4 protein-coding genes and 2 pseudogenes are annotated in these 15,486 nt (G+C 39.8%); all 6 read left to right on the top strand.

Annotation, left to right across the window (positions count from 1 at the left end; genetic code table 11):
- Positions 1 to 18: 18 nt before the first annotated feature.
- Positions 19 to 3,879, top strand: a pseudogene (locus G7035_RS27740) (amino acid adenylation domain-containing protein); the annotation flags it as partial.
- A 29-nt stretch (positions 3,880 to 3,908) separates the two neighbouring features.
- Complete coding sequence (locus G7035_RS22655) at positions 3,909 to 8,438, top strand: non-ribosomal peptide synthetase (protein ID WP_196478883.1); 4,530 nt, start codon at positions 3,909 to 3,911, stop codon at positions 8,436 to 8,438.
- Positions 8,333 to 9,828 (top strand): annotated as a pseudogene (locus G7035_RS27955) (amino acid adenylation domain-containing protein); the annotation flags it as partial. The gene G7035_RS22655 and the pseudogene G7035_RS27955, both read left to right, overlap by 106 nt.
- A complete protein-coding gene (locus tag G7035_RS22645; protein ID WP_413782957.1) occupies positions 9,814 to 14,016 on the top strand; it encodes a non-ribosomal peptide synthetase in 4,203 nt (1,400 codons plus the stop codon). The pseudogene G7035_RS27955 and the gene G7035_RS22645, both read left to right, overlap by 15 nt.
- A 23-nt stretch (positions 14,017 to 14,039) precedes the next feature.
- The gene (locus G7035_RS22640) at positions 14,040 to 14,762 is read left to right on the top strand and encodes a thioesterase II family protein (protein ID WP_019687303.1); all 723 of its coding nucleotides are present in this window, start codon (positions 14,040 to 14,042) and stop codon (positions 14,760 to 14,762) included.
- Between the two features lie 201 nt (positions 14,763 to 14,963).
- The gene (locus tag G7035_RS22635) at positions 14,964 to 15,212 is read left to right on the top strand and encodes a hypothetical protein (RefSeq protein WP_019687304.1); all 249 of its coding nucleotides are present in this window, start codon (positions 14,964 to 14,966) and stop codon (positions 15,210 to 15,212) included.
- The last annotated feature ends 274 nt before the right edge of the window (positions 15,213 to 15,486 follow it).

Here is a 15,486-nt window from a genome sequence, read left to right as displayed (position 1 = left end):
TTAAGTCAGGAATTTTTAGGTGATTTAAGAAGTACTGCCAGAAGATATGATGTAAGCTTAAAGACACTTTGCTTTGCTGCATACACTTATATGCTCAATATGCTTTCATACGAGGATGACTTTGTCGTAGGTTTGGTAGAAAATAACAGACCTGTATGCGAAGATGGAGATAAGATGCTGGGGTGCTTCTTAAATACGGTTCCCGTCAAAATGTGTTTTGATAAAATCGATATATGGGAGGAATTGATAAAAGTTGCAGAAAAGAAATTAATAAACTTAAAGCTTTATGGAAGACTGCCTTTATTTGAGATCATAAATATCCTGGGCGGAAAAGAAAACAAAGAGGAAAATCCTTTATTTGATACCATATTCAATTATGTGGATTTTCATATATATAACGAGATAATAAACAAAGAAATCGCTGATGTTAAAGATAGAATTTCAGTTGATGAATATGAAGCAACCAATACAAGTCTTGACTTTACAGTAAGTAATACATTCGATGATCTTAATATAAGCTTGATCTACTCGGACAAAGTATTGGAAAGAAAACAGGCAGAAGAGTGTATAGACTATTTTATTAATATTTTAAATATGTTTATCCATAACCCCAAAGGGTCAGTTGACAAGCTTATTATATTAAGTCATGAAGAAAGAAAGCAGTTGCTGATAGACTTTAATGATACTAAGAAAGACTATCCGCAGGACAAAACCATACATGAGCTGTTTGCTGAGCAGGTGGAAAGGACACCTGACAACATAGCTGTGGTATATGAAGACAAGCACTTGACTTACAGGGAATTGAACGGAAAGGCAAATCATTTGGCCAGAGTATTGAGGAACAAAGGGGTAAAGCCTGACCGTATTGTAGGAATTATGGCCGAACGTTCATTTGAGATGATTGTGGGGATATTTGCCATATTGAAAGCTGGAGGGGCGTATCTGCCGATAGATCCTAATTATCCTGATACAAGGATAAAGTATTTGTTGGACGATAGTGGTTCCCAGATCCTTTTGACCTCCAGGACCTTTATGGAAAATAAGCAGATTGATGCGGATATTATATATCTGGAGGAAGAATATTTAAATGAAGAGAACTCAAAGCTTGAAAATGTAAACAAACCCTCGGACCTTGCGTACGTCATTTATACATCAGGTTCGACAGGGAAGCCCAAAGGTGGAATGATTGAGCATACTAGCGTTGTAAACATAATTACAGCCCTCCAGGCCATGTATCCGCTTAAAGCGGAAGACTCTTTTCTATTTAAAACAACTTATACCTTTGACGTATCCGTAGCTGAGATATTTGGCTGGTTCCTCAACGGAGGAAAGCTTGTAATATCACGCCAAGGTGTGGAAAAGGAAGCTATGGAGTTAGTAGAGGTAATAAACAAGCATAAGATAACCCATGTAAACTTTGTACCATCAATGCTGAATATAATGGTACAGACTTTAAAAGATAATGGTATAAAACTGCCATCAACTCTCAGGTATATTTTTGCTGCTGGAGAAGCGCTGCCCAAAAAGCTTGTCCATGAGCTTTTCGATGTCTCAGAGAACACATCTCTGGAAAATATCTATGGGCCTACAGAGTCCACGATATATGCAGCGGGTTACAGTATAACAAAGAAAATAGCAGAAGAACTTATAACAGTACCTATAGGGAAAGCTTTACAGAATGTATACCTTTATATACTGGACAAGCACAACCAATTAACTCCTGTAGGAGTGGCCGGTGAACTTGTGATAGGTGGAAGCGGTCTTGCAAGGGGCTATTTGAATAGACCTGAACTGACAGCAGAAAAATTTGTACCTAACCCGTTTATTCCCGGCGAAAAAGTGTACCGCACAGGGGACTTAGTAAGGCGGCTTCCTGATGGGAACATCGAATTCATGGGCAGGATCGACCACCAGGTAAAGATAAGAGGCTTTAGAATAGAGCTTGGAGAAATTGAAGCACATCTGGTGAAGCACACTGCTATTAAGGAAGCAGTGGTTATTGCAAAGGAAGAGCAGCAAGGGAAGAAGTACCTGTGTGCATATATTGTAGGGGAAAATGAATTGACCATTTCCGAGCTAAGGGAGCATCTCTTAAACGAACTACCTGACTACATGGTACCAGCGTATTTCATGAAGCTGGAACAGATGCCATTTAATGCCAACGGTAAAATTGATCGGAAAGCATTGCCTGAACCACAGGGGAATATTAATACCGGAGTAGAGCATGTAGTTCCTAGAAACGAAAGAGAAGAAATACTGGCCAAAGTATGGGAAGACGTACTAAAAACTGAAAACATCGGGGTAAAAGATAATTTCTTCAGCCTTGGAGGAGACTCAATAAAAGCCATACAGGTAATGTCGCGTCTTAACGTCCATGGGCTAAAGCTTGAAATGCGGGACTTATTCAAACATCCTGTAATTGAGGAACTCGTCGAATATATACAATCTACAAGCCGAAGAATTCATCAAGGCCCGGTAGAAGGCATAGTACCGATAACACCTATACAAAGATGGTTGTATAAACAAGACAGCAAGGATATTCATCATTTTAATCAGGAAATAATGATATATGGGCGTAACGGATTTGAAGAAGCTATTATTCGAAAAGTATTGTCAAAGCTTGTAGAGCACCACGATATTTTTAGAACAGTGGTAAAAATAGAGGATCAAAATATACTCCAATACAACAAAAACCTTGAAGGTGAACATTTTTCATTGGAAATTGTAGACCTTAGGGACAGCTATAATTACCGGGAAAAAATAGAGCTGGAAGCGTCGAGGATTCAGAGGAGCATGGACTTGTATAACGGTCCTTTAGTTAAGGTTGGTCTGTTTAAGACTAAAGAAGGGGACCACCTGCTAATAGCTATTCACCACCTTGTAGTTGATGGGGTATCGTGGAGAATCATACTGGAAGATTTGGACATAGGATACAGACAGGCGCTAAACAATGATGAAATAAAATTCAGCAACAAGACCGACTCTTTCAAAGATTGGGCACAGAGGCTTGATGAGTATGCCAATAGCCCTGAACTATTAAAAGAAATAAATTACTGGACCAATTTGGAAAAAACTGAAACAATACCGCTTCCAAAAGACCGAGAGATTGAAGAAAGAAGGTATATGAATAACAATAGCGTCAAGATCGAGCTGAGTATTGAAGAGACTGAGAAGATGCTAAAGCGGGTAAACCATGCTTATAACACAGAAGTAAACGACATATTGCTTACCGCCTTGGGATTAGCAGTGAGGGAATGGACCGGAAATGATAAGGTTCTGATCAGTCTGGAGGGGCACGGCAGGGAGGAAATCATTAAAGACATTGACATAAGCAGGACCGTGGGATGGTTCACCACCCAGTATCCCGTGGTGTTAGATGTCAGCGGACAACTCGATATTTCCCGCATGATCAAATCGGTAAAAGAAAACATCAGGCAGATACCTAACAAAGGGATAGGTTACGGCATACTAAAATATCTTACCTTGCCGGAAAACAAAGCCGATTTAAACTTTAATCTAAACCCTGAAATAAGCTTCAATTACCTCGGTCAATTCAACCAGGATAATGTAGACAATTTATTTGGAGTGTCTGATATTCCTGCCGGAGAGTCTACAGGACCAAACTATAAAAGTGAGTATTGTATTGATATTAACGGCGGAACTGTAGAAGGCGGGAAGCTGGAATTAAACTTTAGCTACAACCAGGGAGAGTATGAGAAGAGTACTATTGAAGGGGTAGCGGTGAGTTTTAAAAAGCATTTAGTAAACATAATAACCCATTGTGCAGAAATGGACTATTCAGAAGCTACACTCAGTGATTTTACAGTAGACGATCTGAATATGGATGAGTTTGAAGACGTATTGAATAACTTCGAATAAAAAGAGTTTGTATTTAAGGAGGAGTACTTATGAGTGATTTGAAGAAACAAAATATAAAAGATATGTACCGGCTCACTCCTATGCAGCAAGGGATATTGTACCACTATATGATGGATAAAAATTCAGACGCCTACTTTGAGCAGATATCACTTTCTATAAAAGGTATCCTGGACATTGATTGTGTTGAAAAGAGCGTTAATATCATTATTGAAAAGTATGACGCTTTGAGAACAATTTTTTTGTATGAAAATGTAGCCAAGCCCTTACAAGTAGTCATGAAGGAAAGAAAGCTGTCTGTCAGCTATGAGGATATTACCTCCCTTGCCGAAGAACTAAGGGATAGGTATATAGAAGAATACAGGGTTAAAGACAGAAAAAAGGGCTTTGACTTATCAAGGGATATTTTAACAAGATTAAGTGTAATTAAAACAGGCTACCAATCTTATAACATGGTATGGAGCTTTCATCACATCATTATTGATGGGTGGAGTCTCGCAAATATATTTAGAGAATTTATGGAAAACTATGAAGCCCTGATGAATAGCCGGGAGCCGGAGTCAGGAAAGGTATATCCTTACAGCCGCTATATCAAATGGTTGGAAGGCAGAAATCAGAACGAGGCCGCAGATTACTGGGAAACCTATCTTAAAGGTTACGAGCATCAGACAGTCCTTCCCCAAAACGGCAGGTCTGCAAGTGATGATTTCAGGATTGAAGAAACGGAGTTTAAAATATCTGAACAAATAACTAGCGATCTTGAGAAGTTTGCAGCCAAAAACAATACAACCATGAGTACCATTATAAAGACCATATGGGGGATATTATTACAGCGGTATAACAATACCGATGATGTGGTGTTTGGTGAGGTGGTATCGGGAAGGCCTCATGAAATACAGGGAATTGAGAGCATGGTGGGTTTATTTATAAATACCGTTGCAGTAAGGGTGAGTTGTGATGAGGATAAAACTTTTACCGAACTGATCAAAGAGATGCAGCAATCGGTGCTTGAATCTGACCGGTACAGTTTCTATCCTCTGGCGGATGTGCAGTCAAAAACATGCTTGAAAGATGCCTTGATACATCATGTCATGGCTTTTGAAAATTACCCTATGGATGAAGCGGTTAATGCTTCATCCAGTAATGGCATTTTAAATGTAGTTGGAATGGAAATATTCGAGCAGACGAATTATGATTTTGGGATACTCGTTGATGGCGGTAAGGAATTATCTATTAAATTCAGTTACAACTCACTGGTATATGATGGTAATTTCATAGAAAAAATCAAGGGACATTTTCAGTCGGTAATAGAAATTGTAACCGATAATCCCGATATGCATATTAGGAATATTGATATACTCACCGAAGTGGAAAAGAAAGAAATAGTACACTGCTTCAATAATACAACGGAGGAATACCACAGGGAAAAGACCATTCACCAACTATTTGAGGAACAAGCGGTGAAGACACCTGACAATGCGGCAGTGGTGTTTGAGGGTAAGCAGCTAACCTATAGGGAACTCAATGAGAAGTCAAATCAGCTTGCAAGAGTGTTGAGGGATAAGGGAGTTAAACCAGACAGCATAGTGGGTATTATGGTAGAACGCTCACTGGAGATGGTCATAGGTATATTTGGCATACTTAAAGCCGGAGGGGCATATATGCCTATAGATCCTGACTACCCTAAGGCAAGAATCGAATATTTACTCGAGGACAGCGAGATAGGGGTGCTGATTTCCCAAAAGCAATTCCTGGAGAAAGTGGAGTTTTACGGGAAGTATATAGACATAGAAGATGAAAGCCTTTATGCCGGAAACCCTATGAACCTGGAAGTGGTATGTTCACCGCAAAATTTGGCATATATCATTTATACATCTGGGTCTACAGGAAAACCTAAAGGGGTTATGGTAGAACATAAAGGGGTAGCAAATCTGGAGGCGTTTTTCAAGACCCGCTTAAATGTAAGTGAAAGCGATAGGATTATTCAATTTGCATCAATTTCATTCGACGCTGCAGTTTGGGAAATATTTATGGGACTATTGGCAGGAGCAACACTATATATATCTTCAGGCGATATTATCAATGACTACCGAAGATTTGAAGAATACCTAAATGAAAATGAGATAACTATTGCTACTTTACCACCTCCGTATCTGGCAAATCTGGACCCGGAAAAAGTAACTTCCTTAAAGAAGGTAATTGCAGCAGGTTCGGCTTCCACTCTCGAACTTTTAAAGAAATGGAGCAACAGGATTTCATATATAAATGCTTATGGACCTACTGAGACAACCGTATGTGCAACGGTATGGAAAGCAGATGATTGTGAGACGGCCGATAAGTCGGTACCTATTGGTAAACCTATTACCAATACCCGGGTGTTTATAGTTGATGAAAACAATAATCTTAAGCCCATAGGTGTTGAGGGTGAACTCTGTGTTTCCGGGGCAGGATTGGCGAGAGGATACTTGAAAAAACCGGAACTTACCAGGGAAAAGTTTGTACCGAACCCATTTATGCCTGGAGAACTGATGTATAAAACAGGAGATCTTGCAAAGTGGCTTCCTGACGGGAATATTGCATTTGCCGGCAGAAAAGACCACCAGGTTAAAATAAGAGGGTATAGAATCGAGCTTGAGGAAATAGAAGCAGCCCTTTTGAAGCATGCTGATATAAATGAGGCGGTGGTCATTGACCGGGAGGATTCAAGTGTAGGCAGGTATCTTTGCGCTTATATAGTGTCTGACCGAGAAGTGACAGTGACCGAAATAAGGGAGCTTATATCTAAAGAGCTGCCCGATTATATGATTCCATCCTATTTTATGAAGATAGCAAAAGTACCGTTAACCATAAATGGAAAATTGGACAGAAAGGCGCTGCCGCTGCCTGATGGAAGAATAAATACAGGAACAGAGTATGCAGCGCCTTCAGGTGAAGTGGAGGAAAGGCTTGCGCTGCTGTGGCAGGACATCCTTGGAATAGAGAAGGTAGGAAGAAATGATAACTTCTTTATGCTCGGAGGACACTCGTTAAAGGCAACAAGCCTTGTAGCAAGAATTCACAAAGAGTTCAATGTAGACATACCTCTTAAGGAAATATTCAAGACACCAACCATCTTAGAAATTGCCAGCTACATTGAAGACTCAAAGGAGAGCCTATATCAGTCCATTCAACGTGCTGGGGATATGGAATATTATCCCATGTCATCCGCCCAGAAAAGACTATATATATTAAACCAGCTTGAAGGAGCTGGAATCGCCTACAATATACCTGGCATAATATTGCTGGAAGGTACTGTTGATAAAGCACGTTTTGAGCAGGCTTTTCATAGTCTGATAGAAAGGCATGAGAGCTTTCGAACCTCCTTCCATATGATCGAGGAAGAGCTGTCTCAGAAAGTCCATGACAAGGCGGACCTAAGTATCATGTACCTGGAAACCAGTGAAGCGAAGGTTCCCGAAATAGTGGAGAAATTCATAAGGCCCTTTGACCTTGGAAAGGCTCCACTATTAAGAGTTGGACTTGTAAAGATTGGAGAAGCCAGACATATTATGGTGTTTGACATGCATCATATCATATCGGATGGAGTGTCCAACGACATACTGGTAAGAGAGTTTATAAGCTTATATGAAGGGAAAATACTTCCTCCACTGCGTATACAGTACAAGGACTACTCAGTTTGGCAGAGGGAATTGTTTGCAGGAGCTGCCATAAGTAAGCAGGAGGAATTCTGGCTCCAGACCTTTCAGGGAGAGATCCCTGTGCTGGATTTATCCACCGACTACCCAAGACCCGCAGTACAAAGCTTTGAAGGAGACTACATCAGCTTTGAAGCTGATAGCGAGCTTGCGGTTAGACTTAACAAGCTTGGATCAGACAATGGAGCTACATTATATATGACGCTTCTTGCTGCATACAATGTGCTGTTATCTAGATACACTGGACAGGAAGATATTATTGTGGGAAGTCCTATAGCTGGAAGGCCTCATGCTGACCTTCAAGACATCATAGGTATGTTTGTAAACACTCTGGCCATGAGAAACCACCCGCAAGGAGAAAAGACTTTTATTGAATTCTTGAAAGAAGTTAAAGAAAATGCTTTGAAAGCATACGACAATCAGGACTATCAGTTTGAAGAATTAGTGGATAAGCTGGACATAAGGAGGGATATGAGCAGGAATCCCCTCTTTGATACCATGTTTGCCATATACAATGTTGGAAAAGCAGAGCTCATAACGTCTGATCTAAGCTTCAAGCCGTACAACAAAGGGATAGAAGGCAGAATATCAAAATTTAACATCACCTTAAATGCATTTGAGACTGAGGATGGTATAGCCTTTGAACTCGAATACTGTACAAGACTGTTTAAGAAAGAAACAGTTGAAAGACTTGGGGCTCATTACATCAATTTGCTGGAAGAAATTGCAGCATACCCGAAAAAAGGCTTTATGAAATCGAAATGTTATCACAGGAAGAAAAACAGCAAGTATTATACAGCTTTAACGATACTGCTCTCGAATATCCCCTGGATAAAACCATACACCAAATGTTTGAGGAGCAAGTGAAAAAGACTCCTGATCATATTGCAGTGGTTTTTGAAGGTAAACAATTAACCTACCGAGAACTGAATCAAAAGGCAAACCAATTGGCCAGGGCATTAAGAGAAAAGGGAGTAAAGCCTGATGATATTGTAGGCATAATGGTGGACCGCTCGCCTGAAATGGTTATAGGTATAATGTCAGTAATCAAGGCTGGGGGGCGTACCTTCCTGTAGATCTTAATTATCCATTGGAAAGAAAAAGGTATATGATGGAGGACAGCAAGGCCAAAATTTTACTCACCCAAAATCATCTTATGGATCGTGATGATTTCGATGGTGAGATTATTGATTTATCTGATTATGATTATAATTTTATAAACGATGTGAATATAAAATGTATAAATAAGCCTGGTGATACAGCGTACATCATCTATACCTCTGGCTCAACGGGAAACCCTAAAGGTGTTTGCATTGATAATAAGAGTGTATTAAACCTGGTAGAGGGTCTGTTCCAGAGAATATATAGCAAATATGAATCACCGTTGAATGTTTGCCTCATTGCCCCTTATGTTTTTGATGCTTCGGTGCAGCAGATTTTCGCAGCACTGCTAATGGGGCATGCATTGTACATTGTACCGGAGGAAGCAAGGAAAGACGGTAAAAAGCTGCTGGACTTCTATAGTGAAAATAGGATTGATATTTCGGATGGAACGCCCATACACGTAAATATGATGTTAAATTCTCCTCCTATAGATAATAACCTAAAAGTGAGACATTTTATTATAGGCGGAGATGTTCTTCCATTTGATGCAGTAAAAGACTTCCTAAGCAGATTTGAGGATGTGCAACCTTGCATCACAAATGTTTATGGTCCTACCGAATGCTGTGTGGATTCTACGGAATATTTGATTACTGCGGCGGGGCTTAGTAGATTGGATAATATCCCCATAGGCCGTCCTTTGCCAAACACCAGAGCATATATACTTGGTAAGAAATTAGAAGTAAATCCTATAGGTATCGCTGGGGAATTATATATATCTGGGGATGGTCTTGCCAAAGGCTATTTAAACAAGACGGGGCTTACTGCAGAAAGATTTGTATCTAACCCGTTTATAAAGGGAGAAAGAATGTATCGTACTGGGGACTTGGCAAGATGGCTGCCTGACGGGAATATAGAATTTTTAGGCAGGATGGACCACCAGGTAAAGATAAGGGGATTTAGAATAGAACTTGGAGAAATAGAGGCTCAGCTATTAAGACATGCTTCAATAAAAGAAGCTGTGGTTATTGTAAAGGAAGACCAACAGAAGAACAAGGATCTGTGTGCATATTTCGTTGGGGAAAATGAACTGACAATAACTGAACTAAGGGAATGCCTTTCAAAAGAATTGCCCGAGTATATGATTCCGGCATACTTCATGCAGCTGGATGAAATGCCTTTGACAGCCAATGGTAAGATAGACCGGAAGAACTTGCCCCACCCTGCTGCTCATTTAAATACTGGAGTAGAGTATGAAGCACCTTCAGGTGAAGTGGAAGAGAAGCTTGTACAATTGTGGCAGGATATCCTGGGGGTTGAGAAAATAGGGAGAAATGATAATTTCTTTGTGCTTGGGGGGCACTCATTAAAAGCAATAAACTTTGCAGCCAAAATTCACAAAGAGTTCAATGTAAATATATCTCTTAAGGAGATATTCAAGCTGCCGACAATTGCAGAAATTGCCAAGTACATCCAGGAAGCCCAAGAGAGTATTTATCAATCTATCCAGCCCACTGGAGAAATGGAATACTATCCTATGTCGTCTTCCCAAAGAAGGCTGTATATATTAAATCAGCTTGAAGGAGCAAGGGTGGCATACAATATGCCAGAGTTTATGTTGTTAGAAGGCAGTATTGATATAGAACGTTTTGAGAAAGCCTTAGATCAGCTGGTAAAAAGGCATGAGGCTTTCCGGACCTCCTTCCATATGGTAGATGGTGAACCGGTGCAGAAGGTCCATGATGAGGTGGAATTTAGTATCATGTACATGGAAACCGGCGAAGAAAAAGCCTCAGAAGCAGCAAATGAATTCATAAGGCCATTTGACCTTGGCAAGGCTCCTTTACTAAGAGCAGGGCTCGTAAAAATTAGAGAAGACAGGCATGTCATGATGCTTGATAAACACCATATCATATCTGACGGGGTGTCGGATGAAATACTGGTAAGAGAATTCATAAGCTTGTATGAAGGAATGAATCTTCCAGCACTTCAGATTCAGTACAAGGACTATTCCGTATGGCAGAATAAATTGTTTGCTGACGGCACAATCAGTAAACAAGAAGAATACTGGCTCCAGGCATTTAGGGGAGAAATACCAGTACTTGATATGCCGGTAGACTACCCAAGGCCGGCTATACAGAGTTTTGAAGGCGATATGGTCAGTTTTGAAACAGGCCGGGAACTTGCACATAAACTGAACAAGCTTGCCGTGGATCATGGAGCAACACTGTATATGGTGCTTCTAGCTTCATACAATGTGCTTCTTTTCAAATACACCGGACAGGAAGATGTCGTAATTGGAAGCCCTATAGCAGGAAGGCCACATACAGATTTGCAGGACATCATAGGCATGTTTGTCAATACCCTAGCTATGAGGAATTACCCTCAAGGTAAAAAGAATTTCAGCGAGTTTTTGAGGGTAGTAAAAGAAAACGCTCTAAGGGCTTATGAAAACCAGGATTACCCATTTGAGGAACTTGTGGAGAAGCTTAGCATTAAGCGGGATTTGAGCAGAAATCCGCTGTTTGATACTATGTTTGTCTTGCAAAATAAAGAAGCATCAGAATTTAAGATGAATGGGCTAAGGTTCATGCCCTATGATAATGAGTTCAGGGCGTCCAAATTTGATTTGACCCTAAACGCCCAAGAGACCCAGAATAATATTGTATTTGGGTTAAAGTATGCTACTCGTCTGTTTAAGAAAGAGACAATAGAAAAACTTAGGGTCCATTTCATCAATGTACTGGAAGAGATCACAGCTTACCCCGAAAAGATGCTGTCCGAAATAAATATACTATCTCAGGATGAAAAACAGCAAATACTAAATAGTTTTAATGATACAAAGGCAGAATACCCTAGGGATAAGACTCTACATGAGCTGTTCCAAGACCAAGTGGAAAGGACACCTGATAATGTAGCTGTAGTGTTTGAGGACAAGCAATTAACCTACAGGCAGCTCAATGAAAAGGCAAATCAGCTTGCCAGAGCACTAAGAAGTAATGGTGTAAAGCAAAACAGCATAGTTGGAATAATGGTAGAAAGATCCGTAGATATGCAGGTTGGAATACTGGGAATTTTAAAAGCAGGAGGTGTCTATTTACCAATTTCAACCAAACTTCCTGAACTAAGAATAAAAAAATTACTGGAAGATAGTAATGCAACTATGCTGTTGACGCAATCACATTTAGCGGATAAAGCAGAGTTTTACGGTAATATATTACTGCTTGATTCCCCTGAAATATACATTGGAAGTGCTGAAAACCTTGATAAAATAAATAAACCAGAGGACTTAGCTTATATCATTTATACATCGGGATCTACTGGAGTTCCGAAGGGTTCAATGATAGAGCATCGAAGTGTAGTTAACTTGGTTTATGGACTAAGAAAGCTTGTCTATGAAAATTATGATAATTATTTAAATGTTGCCCTTGTGTCCCCTTACTTTTTTGACGCATCTGTAAAACAAATATTTGCGGCTTCTCTCCTTGGCCATACGCTGTTTATAGTTCCTGAGGATACAAGGCTAGATGGTGAGGGCCTTCTAAAGTACTATAACAGGAATTCAATTGCTGTTTCAGACGGAACACCAGCACATATAAAGCTTTTAACAGATACTGCCAGGCCTGGCGAAAGTCTTTCAGTTATGCAGTTTATTATCGGAGGGGAAGAACTTTCATGTAAAGGTATACAAGGTTTCTATGATCGGTTTAAAGATAATAACCCTACTATAACAAACGTTTATGGTCCAACAGAATGCTGCGTAGATTCAACTTATTACCATTTAAGCCGTGAGAAGGTGAGAAATCTAACAAGTATACCTATAGGTATGCCATTGCAGAATTATAAGATATATATACTTAATGAAGACATGAATATCTTACCGGTTAATACAACTGGTGAAATATATATATCTGGAGATGGGCTGGCAAAAGGCTATTTGAACAAACTTGAATTGACTACGGAAAAATTTGTAGCTAATCCTTTCAGCTCTGGAGAAAGAATGTATCGTACCGGTGATCTTGGAAGGTGGCTTCCTGACGGAAACATCGAATTTATAGGCAGAGTAGACCATCAGGTAAAGATTAGGGGCTTTAGGATAGAGCTTGGGGAAATAGAAGTGCAGCTATTAAAGCATCCTTCAATAAAAGAAGCTGCGGTAATTGCAAAGACAGACCAGGAGGGCAACAAGTATTTGTGTGCTTATATAGCAGGGGAAAGTGAATTTACAATATCAGATTTAAGGGCGCTTCTCTTAAAAGAACTTCCCGATTACATGATACCACAATACTTTGTTCAGCTGGAAAAGCTGCCTTTGACAGCCAATGGCAAAATAGATCGGAATAATTTACCCCAAAATGACGGTACTTTAGCTACATCAGTAGAGTATGTAGAGCCTTGCGGTGAAGTTGAGGAGAAGCTTGCACTGCTGTGGCATGATGCCCTTGGAGTACAAAAAATTGGTGTGAATGATAACTTCTTTGAACTGGGAGGATACTCACTGAAGGCAATATCCCTTATAAGCAGAATTTATGAACAGTTAAATGTTGAGGTACCACTAAAAGACTTTTATATGGCCCCAACCATAAAGGAAATTGCCCGTTTTATACACAATACGTACGCCAATGATTATATTACACCAAGTCCGGCAATTCATTTTAATTCAGCAATGGAGAGTCTTATGTTTGCATTCCCTCCAGGAGGAGGAAATGGAATAGCTTATGGTAGTTTATCAAAACAAATGAATGCTTATTCCATATATTCCTTTGACTTTATAGAAAATGAGAGCAGGATGGAGGAGTATGTGAAGGCAATTACTTCTGTCAAACCCGAGGGCCCATATATTCTATTTGGTTACTCGGCAGGAGGTAATCTGGCATTTGAAGTTGCTAAAGTATTAATTGAAACTGGACATCATGTATCCGATATAATCTTTCTGGATTCGGCTAAATCATTTGTCCTTATTGAGGAAGAAAGCGAAGATGCTAAGAAACTTGCTGAGCAACAGGATAAAGAATTTATAGAAGAAAATGAGAAACTTATAAAAGGCATGTTTGGAGATAACCAGGCAGTTATTGAAAAGGCCATTGAAAGAATGAGAAATTATCATAAATACACTAGAAGTGTTATAAACTCGGGACAGATAAACTCCAATATCCATCTTATTATATCACAGCAGCAAGACAATGAAGGTGAAGCTGATTTATGTGAAGGATGGAGAGAGGCAACAACGGGAGAGTTCAAAGTATATAACGGATTTGGCAGTCATTTTGATATGTTAAGTACAGGATATATAGATAAAAATGCGGCTATTATTAAAGAAATATTGGAAGAGATCAACCAATAGTTCAGATATAAGGGGTAGATATAATGGATAAGATTAAATTGTTTTGTCTGCCGTATGCAGGAGGTTCTGCAGCAGTATATAAATATTGGGAACAATACTTGCATGATAGGATTGAGCTTTTCCCGATTGAGCTTGCGGGAAGAGGCAGCAGGATTGGTGAACCGTTTTACGGAAGTGTTGAGGAAGCGCTTGAAGATATACACCGTATTATCATAAGCAACCTTGAAGAACAACCTTATGCGTTGTTTGGCCACAGTATGGGCAGTGTACTTGTATATGAACTTGCCTATAGAATAAAGGAGCTCGGACATCCATATCCTGTCCATATGTTTATTTCCGGCAGATATCCTCCGGGTTTTGTAAGTAAGAAGAAGGTACTCTATGATTTGCCGGATAAGGAGTTTGTGGATGAGGTATTTAAGCTGGGAGGCACGCCCAAAGAGGTTCTGAAAAGCAATGAATTAATGGAGTTGTTTTTACCGATACTCAGAGCGGATTTTAGAATTACTGACACATACAGGCACATTGAAAAAAACGCTAAGCTTGACTGCGATATAAGTGTATTGTGGGGAAAAAGAGAAAAGGGAGCCACTATTTTTGACGTTGCAAAATGGCATGATTATACGTCCAAAAGTTGTAAAATTCATATGTTTGACGGGGATCATTTTTTTATACACGATTACAAAAGGGATGTAGCAGCAGTAATAAATAGTAGTCTCATCGACTTTGCAGACAATGTTATGTGAAGACTGAAGTTTATTTAAAATTTAATATGAAATCAAGAGGCTAAGTTTTTAGGTTGACTTTAATGACCTGTAGACTTAGCCTCTTTCCAGTCTAATTAAGAATTTCAAGAAAGTAGAACCTACGTCCTATTGGAATTATTTTCATGTTTCTGTATTACGACGAAAGCAGCGCTCCATTCCTATACGCTATCCCAACGGTACATGCTTAAAGACACATCGGTGAAAATCCTGGAAATTGCGCCGCCAGGGGTTCAAACGTATTTCAATAACGATCCGAGCTCTATGCTACTAGCATCATTCATTGATGAAACGATGAAGGTACTTGGTACGGATGCGGACGAGGTTCTAGTGGAAGAAGCGAAAGTATTTCGAAACAACCCGGGCCCGAACGAAGGTATTTTTGTGAACCAGTTAAACAATATGATGTTTGAGCCGCCAAAGGGTCATTAATCCGTTTAATACTTAGCGTATATTTTCGTTAATTATCTCAACTCGCTTTTAGAAAATCCTTGATTATCAAGGGCGTGTACATCGAAGACATGTAAACAACGTATTCGCCTTGACAATGAGCCTCGCGGCATCGGAGTCTAAACACGTGCGCCGATGCCCATAGGACACGGTTTACCTAGGGCTTGCTGAACGAATCAAAACTCCAACAGGCACAAGGGTTTAGGGCCTCTTATGTCGAAGGAAAACGGGGCAGCCCCGTGAAAAACCGTGCACT

Source organism: Paenibacillus polymyxa, assembly GCF_015710975.1.
GTDB classification, from domain to species: Bacteria; Bacillota; Bacilli; order Paenibacillales; family Paenibacillaceae; genus Paenibacillus; species Paenibacillus polymyxa.
This window is presented reverse-complemented; position numbering and strand designations above follow the sequence as displayed.